The organism is Nocardioides sp. N13(2025), from assembly GCF_051912545.1.
Taxonomy (GTDB): Bacteria; Actinomycetota; Actinomycetes; order Propionibacteriales; family Nocardioidaceae; genus Nocardioides.
This window is the reverse complement of sequence record NZ_CP196809.1, coordinates 475,708-490,809: the sequence shown is the minus strand read 5'-3', so window position 1 is coordinate 490,809 and position 15,102 is coordinate 475,708. Positions and strand designations below refer to the sequence as shown.

The following is a 15,102-nucleotide window of genomic DNA, read 5'->3' as shown; positions in this document are numbered from 1 at the left end:
CTGCGCGCCGGCGGTCAGTGCTGGACGACGACCTCGATGCGCTGGAACTCCTTGAGCTCGGTGTAGCCCGTGGTCGCCATCGCGCGGCGCAGCGCGCCGACGAGGTTCATCGTGCCGTCGGCCACCCGCGAGGGGCCGAACATGATCTCCTCGAGCGAGCCGACCGGCTCGAAGCCGACGCGCTCGCCGCGCGGCAGCTGGGCGTGGGTCGCCTCGCTCCCCCAGTGGAAGCCGCGGCCGGGGGCCTCGGTCGCGCGGGCCAGCGGCGAGCCGATCATCACCGCGTCGGCGCCGCAGGCGATGGCCTTCGCGATGTCGCCCGAGCTGCCGATCGAGCCGTCGGCGATCACGTGGACGTAGCGGCCGCCGGACTCGTCGAGGTAGTCGCGGCGGGCCGCGGCGACGTCGGCCACCGCGCTGGCCATGGGCACCGCGACCCCGAGGACCGTGCGGGTGGTGTGGGCGGCGCCGCCGCCGAACCCGACCAGCACGCCTGCTGCGCCGGTGCGCATCAGGTGCAGGGCGGCCTGGTACGTCGCACAGCCGCCGACGATGACGGGGACGTCGAGCTCGTAGATGAACTCCTTGAGGTTCAGCGGCTCGGACTGGCTGCTGACGTGCTCGGCGGAGACGGTGGTGCCTCGGATGACGAACATGTCCACGCCGGCGTCGACGACGGCCTTGACGTGGTCCTTGGTGCGCTGGGGCGACAGCGAGCCGGCCACAGTGACGCCGGCGGCACGCATCTCCTTGAGGCGGGCCGTGATGAGCTCGGGCTTGATCGGCTCGGTGTAGATCTCCTGCATCCGCCGGGTGGCGTCGTGGCCCTCGAGGCCTGCGACCTCCTCCAGCAGCCCGGTCGGGTCGTCGTAGCGGGTCCACAGGCCCTCGAGGTTGAGCACCCCCAGGCCGCCCATCTGGCCCAGCGCGATGGCCGTGGACGGCGACATCACGGAGTCCATCGGTGCGGCCAGGACCGGGATGTCGAAGCGGTAGGCGTCGATCTGCCAGGCCGTGCTGACCTCCTCGGGGTCGCGGGTGCGCCGCGAGGGCACGATCGCGATGTCGTCGAAGGAGTAGGCGCGGCGACCGCGCTTGGCACGGCCGATCTCGATCTCGGTCATGGCGCTGAGCCTATCGGCGCCGGGTCAGAACCCGAGGTCGCGGGCGGTGGCGCGGATGCGGTCCGCGCTGGCGCGCAGCCCCGCGAGCTCGGCGTCGCTCATCGGCACCTCGAGGCGACGCTCCGCACCGCCCGCGCCGACGACGGTCGGGACGGACAGGCAGACGTCGCTGATGCCGTGGTAGCCGTCGAGCAGCGTGGAGACCGGCAGCACCCGCTTCTCGTCGCGGAGCACCGCCTCGATGATCCGGCTGCCCGAGATGCCGATGGCGTAGTTGGTGGCGCCCTTGCCCTTGATGATCTCGTAGGCCGCGCCCACGACCTCGGCTGCCATCGCGTCCCGCTCGGAGGCGGGGACCAGCTCGGTGACGGGCACCCCGCCGATGCTCGCGCTGCTCCACAGCGGGATCTCGCTGTCGCCGTGCTCGCCGACGACGTAGGCGTGGACGTTCTGCACGGCCACGCCGCACCGCTCGGCCACCAGGCCGCGCAGCCGCGCGGAGTCGAGGACCGTGCCCGAGCCGAAGAGCTGCTCGGTGCCGAGCCCCGTGAGCTTCTGCGCGGCGTAGGTCACGACGTCCACGGGGTTGGTCACCATGACGAAGCGTGCGTCCGGGGCCGCGTCGACGAGCGCGGGCATGAGCGAGCGGAGCATGCTCGTGGTCGAGGCCGCCAGGTCGAGCCGGGACTGACCGGGCTGCTGCTTGGCCCCGGCGGTCACGGCGACCACCTGCGCCCCCGCGCAGACCGACACGTCGGCGGACCCCTCGACGTGCGCGGTCGGCAGGAACTGCAGGCCCTGCCGGAGGTCGAGCTCCTCGGCGCGCACCTTGGCCGCGTCGACGTCGTGCAGCGCGACGGTGGTGGCCACGCCACGCACGAGGCAGGCGTAGGCCAGGGTCGAGCCGACGGCGCCGGCGCCCACGATGGCGATCTTTGCGGAGGTCACGCGTTCATCGTGGCAGCCGGCAGGACCAGTGGTCCACGTCACGGCAAAGGGTTGGCAAATTCGCCACGAGCCGCGTGGCCCGTGCCTACCGTCGAGCAGGTGGGGAACAAGGGGATGCTGACGCGCGTGCTCGCGTCGGTCGCGGTGACGGGGGTGCTGACGGGCGGCCTGGTGGGCCTGTCCGGCGCGCCGTCGTACGCCGGTGACGACTATCCCTGGGCCTGGCAGGGGCAGTGCCCGATCCTGCCGCAGGCACCCATCGTGGAGCCCACCCCGACACCCGCCCCGATCCCGACCCCGGCCGCGCCCGGCGCGCCCGGCGGACCGGGCGAGACCCCGGCTCCGGTCGTCGAGCCGCCCCCGCCCCCGCCTCCCCCGCCGCCCGTGCTGGACCCGGTCAGCGGCCACCTCTACGACCCGCGCGGCCCGAGGCCGACGTGCGCGAGCCGCGTGTGGGCGATCAACGGCTCGATCGGCGACTCGTGGGGCTTCGTGCTCCGCAACTGCACCAGCTTCGTGTCCTGGCGCCTGCACCAGCGCAACGGGATGGGGGGCTTCGCCAACGACTTCCGTGGCGAGCACTGGGGAAACGCGGACCGCTGGGACGACGTGGCCCGCCGCCTCGGCTACCGCGTCGACCCGGTCCCCGCGATCGGAGCCGTCGCCCAGACCGACGACGGCCGCGTGGGCCACGTCGCGTGGGTGAGCGACATCGGGCCGGGCACGGTGACCGTCGAGGAGTACAACCTCGCCGTCCCCGGCGGCTACGGCAGCCGCACAGTGCCGGTGGGAACGTTCCGCTACCTCCACCTCGCCGACGTCGCGCCGTCGCCCCTGCTGGGCTCGGACCGACCGGTGGTCTCGGTGCCCGACGGGCTGGGCGAGTCGTGGACCGCCCGCGTCGACGCCGGCGGCACCCTGCGGGTCGCCGCGCCCGATCGCCGGGACCGGGTGGTCGGTCGCCGCAGCTCCTGGTCCCCCCGCGTCGCGCCCGCGCTCTCCCTCGACCACCGCGGCCGGCCGTGGGTGGCCGCGACCGCGCGGGACGGTCGCGTGCTGGTGGGCACCCTCCGCGGCGACCGGTTCGTCCTGCGCCCCGTCGGCACGTCCGCCGCCACGGCCAGCCCGGCGCTGGCGCAGTCACGCACCCGCCGCCCGGTCCTGGCCACGCTCTCCCCCGCCGGCACCCTGACCACCCGTCGCCTGACCCGGCAGGGTCGCTGGAGCCACCCCGAGCGGGTCGGCCGGCCCGGGTCGTGGGCCACGCACACGGCCCCGGTGCTCGGGACCGACGACGCCGGACGCACGTGGCTGGTGGCCGTCGGCGCCCGTGGCACGACCTACGCGCGTGTCCTCGGGAAGGGCCGGCTGGTCCGCCTGGCCGGCGCGCCCGGCTCCCTCACCTCGACGCCCGCCCTGACCACGGCCGCGGACGGCACGACCTACCTGCACCAGGTGACGGCGGCCGGGCGACTCGTCGTACGCACCCTCTCCGGGCTCCGCTGGAGCCGACCGGCGGCGCTCGACGGCCAGTGGTCGCCGTACGCCTCGCCCGCCGTCGGCGTGGTGGCAGGACGCCTGCACGTGGCCGCCGTGGACGCCCACGGCGCGGTGCTGCTGCGCGCCGCCGTGCCGGGCGAGCGGTCGCGCCTGGCGGCCCGGGCCCGCTCCTCGCGCGACCTCACCCGGTCGCCGGGACTGGTGACACGCAGCAACGCGGGCGTCTTCGTGGTGGCCCACACCGCGGGCCGGTCGACCCGGTCGCGGCTCCTGGCCCGGCCGGCCTCGGCGGTCGAGGACGACTCCTCGCCGACCCGCGCGGGGTTCACCCCGTGACGCGAACGGCCCGGCCGATGGCCCGCCGCAACCACTCCGCGTAGCGCGCCGCACTCCAGCCGAGCTCCGCGGAGAAGGTCAGGTAGGTCTCGCCGCGCGTCAGCACGACGAGCTCGTCGACGGTGTCGGGGTGCACCGGTCCCGTGGCGAGCAGCGGCACGAGCCGGTGGATCATCTCGACGTGGCCGCGCCGGGCCGCGTCGAGGAGGGTCCTCATGCGCTCGTCCTCCTCCGCCCCCTGGATCATCGCCGGCAGGAAGGGCGCCATCGGCACGACGGCGTCGCAGGCGAAGTCGACGAAGCGGTCCAGCCGTACGTCCGGGTCAGGCTCGTCCTCGAGCCGCAGCGCGTCGAAGGTCGCGTGAAGCGACCCGCTCCTGCCGAAGGTCGCCGAGCGCATCGCCGCCATGAGCAGCGCGTGCTTGCCGCCGAAGGTCTTGGTGACGTACTCAGGTGAGACCTCGGCCTCGCGTGCGACGGCCGCGATGGTGGTGCCGCGCCACCCGTGCTCGGCGAACAGTGCGGCGGCCGTCACGGTGACGTAGACGCGTCGCTGATCGGCGGCGGCGCGACGCCCGCTGGCGTCGTAGGCTCGTCGCGCCGGGACGGACACGCCGGTCATGGCTCCAGGTCCTCCCGTGCCGTACGCCGTCCGCCGTCGACGCCGGCCTCATGGCCAGCGTCGACGCGAACGTGACACCCGGGCGGAATCACCGACGTCGCCCCCCGCGTCGACTCCCGTGCCCCACGCACGTCCCTCCCGGACCCCCATTGGTTACAGGCCCACCGTAATGAATGCACACCCGCGCCGCAGGCGAACGGGCAACTGGTCTGGACCAGTGGGCCGGACCGGGGTCTCAGCTGCCGGAGTAGTTGGGCGCCTCGACCGTCATCTGCACGCCGTGCGGGTGGCTCTCCTTGAGGGAGGCCGAGGTGATCCGGACGAACCGGCCCTTGTCCTGCAGCTCGGGGATGGTGCGCGCGCCGACGTAGAACATCGACTGGTTGAGCCCGCCGACGAGCTGGTGGGCGACGGCCGAGAGCGGCCCGCGGTAGGCGACCTGGCCCTCGATGCCCTCGGGCACGATCTTGTCGTCGCTGGCGACCTCGGCCTGGAAGTAGCGGTCCTTGGAGTAGGACTTCTTGCCGCGGCTGCTCATCGCACCGAGCGAGCCCATCCCGCGGTAGGACTTGAACTGCTTGCCGTTGACGAAGACCACCTCGCCGGGCGACTCCTCGCAGCCGGCGAGCATCGAGCCGACCATCACGGCGTCGGCGCCCGCGACGAGCGCCTTCGCGATCTCACCGGAGTGCTTCATGCCGCCGTCGGCGATCAGCGGGACACCTGCGGGCTTGGTGGCCAGGGACGCCTCGTAGACCGCGGTCACCTGGGGCACGCCGACGCCGGTCACGACGCGGGTGGTGCAGATGGAGCCCGGACCGACCCCGACCTTGACCGCGTCGGCGCCCGCGTCGACGAACGCCTGGGCGCCCTCGCGGGTGGCGACGTTGCCGCCGATGACCTGCACGTGCTGGGTGGCGGGGTCGGACTTGAGCCGGCGGACCATGTCGAGCAGCAGGTGCACGTGGCCGTGGGCGGTGTCGGCGACGAGCACGTCGACGCCGGCCTCGACGAGCGTCGTGGCCCGCTCCCACGCGTCACCGAAGTAGCCGATGGCCGCACCGACGAGGAGCCTGCCGTCGGCGTCGTACGACGCGTGCGGGAACTGCTCGCCCTTGACGAAGTCCTTGACCGTGATGAGCCCGCCGAGACGCCCCTCCCCGTCGACGAGCGGCAGCCGCTCGCGCTTGTGGGCGCGGAGCAGTGCGGTGGCGTCCTCGCGGGAGATGCCGATGTCGCCGGTGATCAGGCCCTCGCTCGTCATCACCTCGTTGACCTTGGTGGTGGCCCACTCCGCGACCGGGGTGAAGCGCAGGTCGCGGTTGGTGATGATGCCGAGCAGGCGGTTGTCGAGGTCGACGACGGGCAGGCCGGACACGCGGTACTCGCCACAGAGGCGGTCGAGCTCCTCGAGGGTCGCGTCGGGGCCGATCGTGACGGGGTTGGAGATGATCCCGGTCTGGGTGCGCTTGACCAGGTCTACCTGGCGGGCCTGGTCCTCGATCGAGAGGTTGCGGTGCAGCACCCCGATACCGCCCTCGCGGGCCATCGCGATCGCCATCCGGGCCTCGGTGACGGTGTCCATCGCGGCGCTGATCAGCGGGACGCGGATGGAGATCTCGCGCGTGAGGCGCGTGGTGGTGTCGATGTCGCTGGGCGCGAGGTCCGACTCCCCCGGCAGCAGCAGCACGTCGTCGTAGGTGAGGCCCAGGGCGGCAAACTTCTCGGGGATCTCCACGACCGTCATTCTACGGGCGTGCCGCAGGTGCTCTGAGAAGGTGTCGGCATGGGGACGTCACGTGTGGTGTGGCTCGCAGCCGCCGCGGCGTTCGTGGCCCGGTTCCCCTCCCTGCTGTGGCCGCTGCGCCCCGACGAGGCGGGCTTCCTCCTCGTGGCCCGCGCCTGGCACCCCGAGGCTGACTCGGTCTACGGCCACTACTGGGTGGACCGCCCACCGCCGGTCATCTGGCTGATGCAGTGGACCGACGAGCTGGGTGGCGCCTACGCGCACCGCCTGGTCGGTGCCGTCGGCTGCGTCCTGCTGGTCCTCGCCTCCGCCGCCGCGACGCGTGAGGTCGCGCAGCGGGCGGGCGTCGTCGACCCGGCCGTCCGCCATCGGCTGGCCGGCTGGGTCGCGGTGGCGACCGCGGCGATGGTCGGCAACGCCCAGATCGACCCGGTGGGCGCCAAGGGCGAGCTCTTCGGCATCCCACTGGTGCTCGGGTCGTGCTGGCTCGCGCTGCGGGCCGTACGCCGCGCCAGCGCCGCGGACGCCTTCTCGGCGGGCGCGCTGGCCATGCTCGCGGTGGGCCTCAAGCAGAGCATCGTGGGCGGGCTGGTCTTCGGCGGGGTCCTGCTGGTCGGCTCGGCCCTCGCCCGTCACCTGTCGTGGCGCGCCTCCCTCCGCTGCGGCCTCGCGGCGGCGGTCGGCGCTGCCCTCCCGGTCGGGCTGGTGGTCGCGTGGGCGGTCGCGTCCGGCGTACGGCTGCAGACGCTCTGGTACACCTCCGTCGCGTTCCGCTCCGACGCCAACCGCACCATCGCCACGCAGGACGCGGAAGGGGCGACCGCTCGCATCTGGGTGCTCGTGACGGTCTTCATCGGCATCGGGATGCTGCTCGTGGTGGTGTGCTTCCTGGCCCGGCTGGCGGGGCTGCTGCGCCTCGACGCGGTACCCGTCGTGGCGACCACGGCCATGCTCGGCGTCGACCTCGTGGGCGTCGCGGTCAGCGGCAGCTACTGGACGCCCTACCTCTTCGTGGTCATCCCCGGCCTGTCGCTGGCGCTGGCCAGCCTGGTGACCCAGGACCAGCTGGCCCCCGCCCGCGACCGCGTCGTCGCTGCCACGGTGGTCCTGGTCGTCGCGTCGAGCGTGGTCTCGCTGGTCGGCTGGACGGTGGGCTGGGTCCACGGCCGGGTGCCGGTCGAGGTGCGCACCGGTGAGGCGATCGCGGACGCGCGCCGCCCCGGCGACCGGGTGCTCGTCTACGGCGGGCGGGCCGACATCCAGTGGGCCAGCCGCGCCTCCTCGCCCTACCCCTATCTCTGGTCCCTGCCCATGCGCACCCTCGACCCCGGCCTCGTCGACCTCAGCGGGGTGCTGACCGGCAGCAACCCGCCGACGTGGTTCGTCGAGGCGACGCACATCAACCACTGGAGCGAGCTCGGCACCCGCCCCATCGAGCGCTCGCTGATCCGCAAGTACGAGTTCGTGGTGACCGCCTGCGACCGCTACCGGATCTACCACCTCAACTCGGTCGACCCGATCAGCGTGGACGTCGACTGCAGCACGCCCTTTCGCACCATCTGGGGCAGATGATGGGCAGATGACCGGGACACCGATGCAACCTCCCGGGCCCCTCACCCCGTTCGACCAGGCATGGAGATGAACCGTGCGTGACGAGGCGGCGTTCGTCGAGTTCGCGCAGTCGGCCCGCGGCCGCCTGCGGCGCACGGCGTACCTGCTGTGCGGCGACTGGGACCAGGCCTCGGACTTCGTGCAGGAGGGCCTGGTCCGGGTGTACGTCCGGTGGCCGCGGCTGGTGCGCCACGGCGGCGAGCTCGCCTACGCGCGCAAGGCCGTGGTGAGCGCCTACCTCGACCACGCCCGTCGCCGGTCGAGCACCGAGCGTCCGCAGGAGGCCGACCCCACCCTGGCCTCCGACGAGGACGTCGCGACGGCCGTGGCCACCCGGGCGGCCCTGATGGCCGCGCTCGCGCAGCTGCCCCCGCGCCAGCGGGCCTGCGTGGTGCTGAGGTACTTCGAGGACCTGTCGGTCGAGGCGACCGCCGCCCTCCTCGGGTGCACCGAGGGCACCGTCAAGAGCCAGACCTCGCGCGCACTGTTCTCCCTCCGGTCCATGTTCGAGGACTCGCCGTTCGGCGAGCTGGCCGAAGGAGCCGCCTCATGGTGAACGAGCTGCGGGACCTGCTGCGCGACGCGAGCGGGCACCCACCCCAGGAGAGCCAGGACCTGGCCGGCGTGCTGCGCCACGGCCGCCGACGGGTGCGGGTGCGCCGTGCGTCCGTCGTCGGGGGCACCGCGCTGGCTGCCGGCGCGATCGCCCTGGCCTCGGTGACGTGGCTCGACCCGTCGCCCGCCGACCTGGTCGCGGCCGGCGTGCCCCGCCCCGAGGGCCCGACCGTCCGGCTCACCGACGCCCGGCCGGCCGTCGAGGGCACCGACTACCGCGAGCTGACGTCGTACACCAACGAGGACCTCGACGGCGACAACGGCGAGTACTTCGACGGGGTGACCGACGACGGGCTGGTGCTGTTCCGCGAGGGACCGTCGATGACGCGCCGGACCGAGCGCTACGCCCTGATGGACCCGGCGACGGGCGAGAAGCGGTGGCTCCCACAAGGGCCCGGCGACGGGCAGCAGTCCTTCCCCCTCGCGCTCGGTCCCGCGCAGCTCGTGCTGATGCGCCTGGACCACGGCGACGGCGGCAGGGTGCGCCCGGCGGTCGACGTCTACGACCGCGGCGGCGGGACCTGGTTCAGCGTGAGCTGGCCGACGCTGCCGGCCCAGGACGACTTCCCCACTGTGCGGATGGGACCGGACGGCCGCATCTACGCCACGGTGATGACCGACCCCGGCGACGTCCCCGAGGGGGGCTGGCCGACGGGACCCGACGGCGACGCGGAGGACGCCGACGCCGAGGGCGACGTCAAGGCCCTGTGGTCGATGGCCTTGACCGACCCGTCGGACGTCCGCGACGAGGAGCTCCGGGTCGGTGACTTCGCCTTCGACGGCAACCAGCTGGTGTGGACCGACTCCACCAACGGCGCGGCCGGCCGGGTGCACGTGCGCGACCTGGCGACCGGGACGGAGACGTCGTTCGACCCGAAGCTGGGCGAGCGGTGCAACCTGCTGGGCCTCGACGCCGCCGGCGGCAGGATCGCGATGTCGCAGTACTGCGGCACCTACGAGGACGGCGTGCGCGACGACCGGGTCCAGGTCGTGACCACGGAGGGCGAGCAGGTGGTCACCGTGCAGGACGACGGTGTCGAGGGGGGTGACCTCGTCGCAGGAGGCGACTTCATGACGATGACGGCCTACGGCCGCGCGACGGGCGGGACCTACCTCTACGACTTCGACGAGGGCCGGCTGCTCCGCCTCAGCGACGCCATGTCCTCGTGGGCGGTCGGGCGGGGTCCGACGCCGGGAGACCAGTTCATGTGGACCACCCCCGCCGGCGACCGGGACGCGACGTTCGGCCGCAAGGGAGCCGAGATGCACCTCGGCGAGCTCATCCGCTGAAATGCCACTGACCCGGCAGATCGGGTCTGCCGGGTCAGCGGGTGGTGCTCAGGTGTGGCTGGGCTCAGTGACCGTGACCGTGCCCGTGGCCGCCGGCCGCAGCGGGCTCCTCGTCCTCGGGCTTGTCCACGACCAGCGTCTCGGTCGTGAGCAGCATCGCGGCGATGGAGGTGGCGTTGACCAGCGCCGAGCGGGTGACCTTGACCGGGTCGAGGACGCCCTCGGCGACCAGGTCGCCGTAGGTGTCGGTGGCGGCGTTGTAGCCGTTGCCGACGCCGAGCTCGCGCACCTTGGCGGTCACGACGTAGCCGTTCACACCACCGTTCTCGGCGATCCAGCGCAGCGGCTCGTCGGCCGCCTTGCGGACCACGCGCACGCCGGCAGCCTCGTCGCCGGTGAGGCCGAGGTTGTCGTCGAGCACCGAGACGGCGTGGATGAGCGCGGAGCCACCGCCGGGGACGATGCCCTCCTCGATCGCGGCACGCGTCGCGGACACGGCGTCCTCGATGCGGTGCTTCTTCTCCTTGAGCTCGACCTCGGTGGCCGCGCCGACCTTGATCACGCAGACACCGCCGGCGAGCTTGGCGAGGCGCTCCTGGAGCTTCTCGCGGTCCCAGTCGGAGTCGGTGTTCTCGATCTCGGCCTTGATCTGGTTGACGCGACCCTCGACAGCGGTGCTGTCGCCGGCGCCGTCCACGATCGTCGTGTGGTCCTTGGTGATCACCACGCGACGCGCCTGGCCGAGGACCTCGAGGCCCACCTGGTCGAGCTTGAGCCCGACCTCGGGGGCGACGACCTGACCACCGGTCAGCGTCGCGATGTCCTGCATCATCGCCTTGCGGCGGTCACCGAAGGCCGGGGCCTTGACCGCGGCGACGTTGAAGGTGCCGCGGATCTTGTTGACGACCAGGGTCGAGAGCGCCTCGCCGTCGACGTCCTCGGCGAGGATGAAGAGCGGCTTGCCGGTCCCGATGACCTTCTCCAGCACCGGGAGCAGCTCCTGGATCGAGGAGATCTTGCCCTGGTGGAGGAGGATGTAGGGGTCGTCCAGGACGGCCTCCATCGACTCCGGGTCGGTGACGAAGTAGGCCGAGATGTAGCCCTTGTCGAACTGCATGCCCTCGGTGAACTCGAGCTCGGTGCCCATGGTGTTGGACTCCTCGACCGTGATCACGCCGTCCTTGCCGACCTTGTCGAAGGCCTCGGCGAGCAGGTCGCCGATGTGGCTGTCGCGGCTGGAGATCGTGGCGACGGACGCCATGTCCTCGCGCGACTCGACCTCGCGGGCGGCCTCGCGCAGCGCGTCGCCCACCGCCTCGGCCGCGGCGTCCATGCCGCGCTTGAGGCCCATCGGGTTGGCGCCGGCCGCGACCGCGCGCAGACCCTCGTGGACCATGGCCTGGGCCAGCACGGTGGCGGTGGTGGTGCCGTCACCGGCGACGTCGTTGGTCTTGGTGGCCACCTCCTTGGTGAGCTGGGCACCGAGGTTCTCGAACGGGTCGTCGAGCTCGATCTCGCGAGCCACGGTCACGCCGTCGTTGGTGATCGTGGGGGCGCCCCACTTCTTGTCGAGGACGACGTAGCGGCCCTTCGGGCCGAGCGTCACCTTGACGGCGTTGGCGAGGGCGTCCACGCCGCGCTCGAGGGCGCGGCGGGCGTTCTCGTCGAACTCCAGGATCTTGGGCATCTGTGTGCTCCTAGGAACGGGTGAAAGGGGTTCGCCCGGACGTCATGCGGAGCGGGCAAGCGGATGCCCCGTCCGTATGACGTCCGGGCGAGAGGAATCAGGAAACGACAGCGAGGATGTCGCGGGCCGAGAGGATGAGGTACTCCTGGCCGGCGTACTTGACCTCGGTGCCGCCGTACTTGCTGTAGATGACCTTGTCACCCACGGAGACGTCGAGCGGGACGCGGTTGCCGTTGTCGTCGATGCGACCGGGACCGATCGCCACGACCTCGCCCTCCTGGGGCTTCTCCTTGGCGGTGTCCGGGATGACCAGGCCGGAGGCGGTGGTCTGCTCGGCTTCGAGCGTCTGGACGACGATGCGGTCCTCGAGGGGCTTGATGTTGACCGACACTTCGGATCAACCTCCACTTTCTCTTGCACGAGATTTGGCTGACGTGGGCCCGTGTCCGGGAGGTACGCCGTCGCGGGGGTCGTACCGAGGTCACGAGCGCTGGCATTCTCGGGTCGAGAGTGCCAGCACAGACGCTAGCACTCTCCCCAACCGAGTGCTAGCGGAGGGGATGACAGGATGCCCGCGTGGAGATCGAGACGCTCGCCTGGCTGCAGACCCCCGAGGGCGCCCGCCTGCTCGCCCACGCGACCGAGGCCTGGGCCGAGCACCCCGGCGACCCGGTGCGGGTCGCGAGCGTCGTACGCCGCCTCGAGCCCGACGCCGAGAAGGCGGCCGCGGCGACGACCCAGGCCCAGCTGCGGGAGAAGGCCGTCGCGAAGCTCGGCGAGCCCGCGAGGCTGATGTTCTTCACCCCCGACGCGCTCGAGCAGGCCACCCGCGCGCGCGTCGCGGACCACCGCGCCGCCAGGCTGGCGGCCGCCATCCCCGGCGGCAGCGTCGTCGACCTCGGCTGCAGCATCGGCGGCGACCTGCTCGCCTTCTCCCGTGCCGGGCTGGTCGCAGCCGGGATCGACCAGGACCCGGTCCGGGTGGCGATGGCCGAGGCCAACCTGGCGGCCCTCGGGCTGGCCGGGGCGGTCCTCGTGGGCGACGCCACGACCCTCGACACGAGCGGCTTCGACGCCGCGTTCGCGGACCCGGCTCGCCGCGGCGGCCGCGGCCGGGTCTTCGACGTCGAGGGGTGGACCCCGCCCTGGTCGTGGGTGCTCGACCTGCTCACCCGCCGCTCGCTCGTCAAGGTCGCCCCCGGGATCGGCCACGACCTCGTGCCTGCCGGTGTCGAGGCGGAGTGGGTCAGCGACGGGGGCGAGGTCAAGGAGGCCGTGCTCTGGTCGCCGAGCCTGTCCACCACCGAGCGCCGCGCCACCGTCATCAGCGAGCGCGGGCTCGCCACCCTGACCGACGAGGACGACCCCGGCGCCGACGTGCGGGAGGTCGGGGCCTTCCTCTACGAGCCCGACGGTGCCGTGATCCGCGCCGGCCTGGTGACCGCCGTGGCGGCCGGCGTCCACGGCGGCCTCGTCGACCCCCACATCGCCTACGTCACCAGCGACGACTCCTTCCGTACGCCGTTCGCCCGCGGCTACCGCGTCGTGGAGCACCTCCCCTACCGCGAGAAGCAGCTCAAGGCCGCGCTGCACGAGCGGGCGATCGGCCGGCTCACGATCAAGAAGCGGGGCGTGCAGGTCGTGCCCGACGAGCTGCGCAAGCGGCTCGCCCTCAAGGGCGACAACGAGGCGACCCTCGTGCTGACGCGGGCGGCGGGCCAGGGCACCGCCCTGCTGGTCGAGCCCTTCTGAGACCTGCCTAGCAGCCGGTGCGACGGACGCCGGCGACCTTGACGGGCAGCCGGCCCGGCGCCGGTGCCTCGCCGAGCAGCACGTCGACGAGCGCCTCCATCGCGCCCGGCGTGTCGCCGTAGGTCGCGATCCGGGTCGGCGCGCTGACTCGTCCGAGCACCCACGGGCTGTCCGTGGCGACGGCGATGGCGCCGTCGACGGGTGCGTCGTGGAACCCGCTGAACCCGATGGCCGTGCCGGCCGCCAGTCGCGCGTCCTCGCGCGCGGTCCAGGCGTCGAGGCGTCGTACGCGTGCCGCCTCGGCCTTGGTCCAGGCGCGCTGCCGCTTTTGGTAGGCGCGCTTCTTCTCCTTCTTGCGCCGTTCAGGCCTCGGCTTCGCGTCGGTGAGCTCTGCCGGCGGGGAGCGCCGCAGGAGGACGGTGATGCCGGCTCGCGTGGCAGCGGCCGCGAAGACCTCGACCGCACCGGGGTCGCCGTAGGCGTGCACCGCGTCGCCGACCAGCCGGCCCGAGCACGCACCGTCGGTGACGGTGATGGCCGCGGCGGACAGCCGGCCTGACGCCCGGCGGGCAGCACCCACTCCGGTGCCCTTCCCACCTGCGAGGTGGGTGAGCAGCGCGATCTGCCGCGCGGCTGACTGCTCCAGCCGTCGCCGCGGCAGGGTGCCGGTCCGCACGGCCCGCACGAGCGCGGCCCGCGCCGTGGCGGGCGAGGGCGGCATCAGCAGCACGTCGTTGCCGGCGCGGATCGCCAGCACCGCCGTACGTCCCGGGTCGCGGCCGCGGGTGACACCGGCCATCGCCAGGGAGTCGGTCACCACCAGCCCGCCGAAGCCCAGCTCGTCGCGCAGGAGGCCGGTCACGACCGCGCGGGACAGGGATGCGGGCACCCGGGGGTCCAGCGCTCGCACGTCGAGGTGGCCCACCATCACCGCGGGCAGCCCGGCCGCCACGGCAGCGCGGAACGGCACGAGGTCGGAGGCGTCCAGCTCGTCGCGCGACTTGGACTGCACCGGCAGGGTCAGGTGGCTGTCTGCAGGCACCGAGCCGTGGCCCGGGAAGTGCTTGACGACCGGCAGGACGCCCGCCTCGGCGAACCCCTGGGCGGCGGCGACCACGTGCTCGGCCACGTCCGCGGGCCTCGAGGACGCGGCGCGCGACCCTATGGTGGGGTCACCGGGGCCCGACGTGACGTCGGCGTCGGGCGCGAAGTCGACGGTGAAGCCGAGGCCGCGCAGCTCGGCACCGCTGGCGGCGTACGCCTGCTGGGTCAGCGCGACGTCGCCGGCAGCCCCGGCGCTCATGAAGGTCGGGAACCGGGTCGCGGCGCCGCGCATCCGCTCGACCACGCCACCTTCCTGGTCGACCCCGAGGAACAGCGGCCACCGTCGGGCCGCCTTCCGGGTCAGCGTGCGGTTGACGGCCGCGATCTGGGCCGCGGAGGCGACGTTGGAGTCGAAGGCGATGACACCGCCGAGGTGGAGGTCGCGCACCAGCTTCACCGGTGGCAGGGTCCCTCGCCACTCGGCGACGATCACCTGACCTGCCAAGTCGGGCAGCCTCATCCGACCCACGCTGCGGGCGGCGCGGTCCAGCTCGGCGCGGTCAGGACCCCATCCGTCCGCCAGCCCAAGCTGCTCCGAGGGACTCGGCGGCGCGGTCGGCGTGGCGCTCGCGCCGGTGTCGCCGGCGGCAGGCTTGTCCCCGGCCTGCCCGTCCCGTCGGTCTGCGCCGCTGTCGCAGGCGCCCAGCGAGGTCACCAGCGCGAGAGCCGCCACCAGCGCCACACCCTGGGAACGCCATCGCGTCGTCAACCTCGTCCGCATCCGGCCATCGTGGCACGGTGCGAGCCGCTCACCTCAACCGCCGCG

General features: G+C 73.2%; 12 protein-coding genes. 5 read left to right on the top strand and 7 right to left on the bottom strand.

Annotation, left to right across the window (positions count from 1 at the left end; translation table 11 throughout):
- Positions 1–14 precede the first annotated feature (14 nt).
- Both ACS3YM_RS02410 and ACS3YM_RS02405 read right to left on the bottom strand, forming a co-directional pair.
- Positions 15–1,124 (bottom strand): GuaB3 family IMP dehydrogenase-related protein, encoded by a 1,110-nt coding sequence (locus tag ACS3YM_RS02410; RefSeq protein WP_439938451.1) that lies wholly within the window; start codon positions 1,122–1,124, stop codon positions 15–17.
- Between the two features lie 24 nt (positions 1,125–1,148).
- Positions 1,149–2,072: an L-lactate dehydrogenase gene (locus ACS3YM_RS02405; RefSeq protein WP_439938450.1), complete on the bottom strand. Its 924-nt coding sequence runs from the start codon at positions 2,070–2,072 to the stop codon at positions 1,149–1,151.
- 99 nt (positions 2,073–2,171) lie between these two features.
- Between ACS3YM_RS02405 and ACS3YM_RS02400 the strand changes: the two genes are divergently transcribed.
- Entirely contained in the window at positions 2,172–3,908 is a 1,737-nt protein-coding gene (locus tag ACS3YM_RS02400) for a CHAP domain-containing protein (protein ID WP_439938449.1), read from the top strand.
- Here the strand turns inward: ACS3YM_RS02400 and ACS3YM_RS02395 are convergent.
- Complete coding sequence (locus tag ACS3YM_RS02395; protein ID WP_439938448.1) at positions 3,898–4,530, bottom strand: TetR/AcrR family transcriptional regulator; 633 nt, start codon at positions 4,528–4,530, stop codon at positions 3,898–3,900. The two genes, ACS3YM_RS02400 and ACS3YM_RS02395, sit on opposite strands and share 11 nt — an antisense overlap.
- 235 nt (positions 4,531–4,765) lie before the next feature.
- Positions 4,766–6,277: an IMP dehydrogenase gene (guaB, locus tag ACS3YM_RS02390; protein WP_439938446.1), complete on the bottom strand. Its 1,512-nt coding sequence runs from the start codon at positions 6,275–6,277 to the stop codon at positions 4,766–4,768.
- A 39-nt stretch (positions 6,278–6,316) separates the two neighbouring features.
- Here guaB and ACS3YM_RS02385 point away from each other — a divergent pair, with 39 nt between their 5' ends.
- From ACS3YM_RS02385 to ACS3YM_RS02375, 3 genes are all read left to right on the top strand, one after another.
- Positions 6,317–7,849: a hypothetical protein gene (locus ACS3YM_RS02385; protein ID WP_439938445.1), complete on the top strand. Its 1,533-nt coding sequence runs from the start codon at positions 6,317–6,319 to the stop codon at positions 7,847–7,849.
- A 73-nt stretch (positions 7,850–7,922) separates the two neighbouring features.
- Positions 7,923–8,444, top strand: a complete 522-nt coding sequence (locus ACS3YM_RS02380; protein ID WP_439938444.1) for a SigE family RNA polymerase sigma factor — start codon at positions 7,923–7,925, stop codon at positions 8,442–8,444.
- Positions 8,438–9,793 carry a hypothetical protein gene (locus ACS3YM_RS02375; protein WP_439938442.1) on the top strand — a complete coding sequence of 452 codons (1,356 nt, stop codon included), beginning with the start codon at positions 8,438–8,440 and terminating at the stop codon, positions 9,791–9,793. The genes ACS3YM_RS02380 and ACS3YM_RS02375 overlap by 7 nt, the downstream gene beginning before the upstream one ends.
- 64 nt (positions 9,794–9,857) lie before the next feature.
- On the opposite strand, the gene groL is transcribed toward ACS3YM_RS02375, so the two are convergent.
- The gene (gene groL, locus ACS3YM_RS02370) at positions 9,858–11,480 is read right to left on the bottom strand and encodes a chaperonin GroEL (RefSeq protein ID WP_439938440.1); all 1,623 of its coding nucleotides are present in this window, start codon (positions 11,478–11,480) and stop codon (positions 9,858–9,860) included.
- A 97-nt stretch (positions 11,481–11,577) separates the two neighbouring features.
- The gene (groES, locus tag ACS3YM_RS02365) at positions 11,578–11,871 is read right to left on the bottom strand and encodes a co-chaperone GroES (protein ID WP_439938439.1); all 294 of its coding nucleotides are present in this window, start codon (positions 11,869–11,871) and stop codon (positions 11,578–11,580) included.
- A 185-nt stretch (positions 11,872–12,056) separates the two neighbouring features.
- On the opposite strand from groES, the gene ACS3YM_RS02360 reads away from it, so the two are divergent.
- On the top strand, positions 12,057–13,232 hold the full coding sequence (locus tag ACS3YM_RS02360) for a THUMP-like domain-containing protein (RefSeq protein ID WP_439938438.1): 1,176 nt from the start codon (positions 12,057–12,059) through the stop codon (positions 13,230–13,232).
- 7 nt (positions 13,233–13,239) lie between these two features.
- Here the strand turns inward: ACS3YM_RS02360 and ACS3YM_RS02355 are convergent, their stop codons facing one another.
- Positions 13,240–15,009, bottom strand: coding sequence for a glycoside hydrolase family 3 protein (locus ACS3YM_RS02355; protein ID WP_439938437.1), 1,770 nt, complete (start codon positions 15,007–15,009; stop codon positions 13,240–13,242).
- Positions 15,010–15,102 lie beyond the last annotated feature (93 nt).

Coding starts and splice junctions, on each gene's coding strand:
- ACS3YM_RS02410 (WP_439938451.1), bottom strand. CDS start 1,124: ATGACCGAGATCGAGATCGGCCGTGCCAAGCGCGGTCGCCGCGCCTAC.
- ACS3YM_RS02395 (WP_439938448.1), bottom strand. CDS start 4,530: ATGACCGGCGTGTCCGTCCCGGCGCGACGAGCCTACGACGCCAGCGGG.
- guaB (WP_439938446.1), bottom strand. CDS start 6,277: ATGACGGTCGTGGAGATCCCCGAGAAGTTTGCCGCCCTGGGCCTCACC.
- ACS3YM_RS02385 (WP_439938445.1), top strand. CDS start 6,317: ATGGGGACGTCACGTGTGGTGTGGCTCGCAGCCGCCGCGGCGTTCGTG.
- ACS3YM_RS02375 (WP_439938442.1), top strand. CDS start 8,438: ATGGTGAACGAGCTGCGGGACCTGCTGCGCGACGCGAGCGGGCACCCA.
- groL (WP_439938440.1), bottom strand. CDS start 11,480: ATGCCCAAGATCCTGGAGTTCGACGAGAACGCCCGCCGCGCCCTCGAG.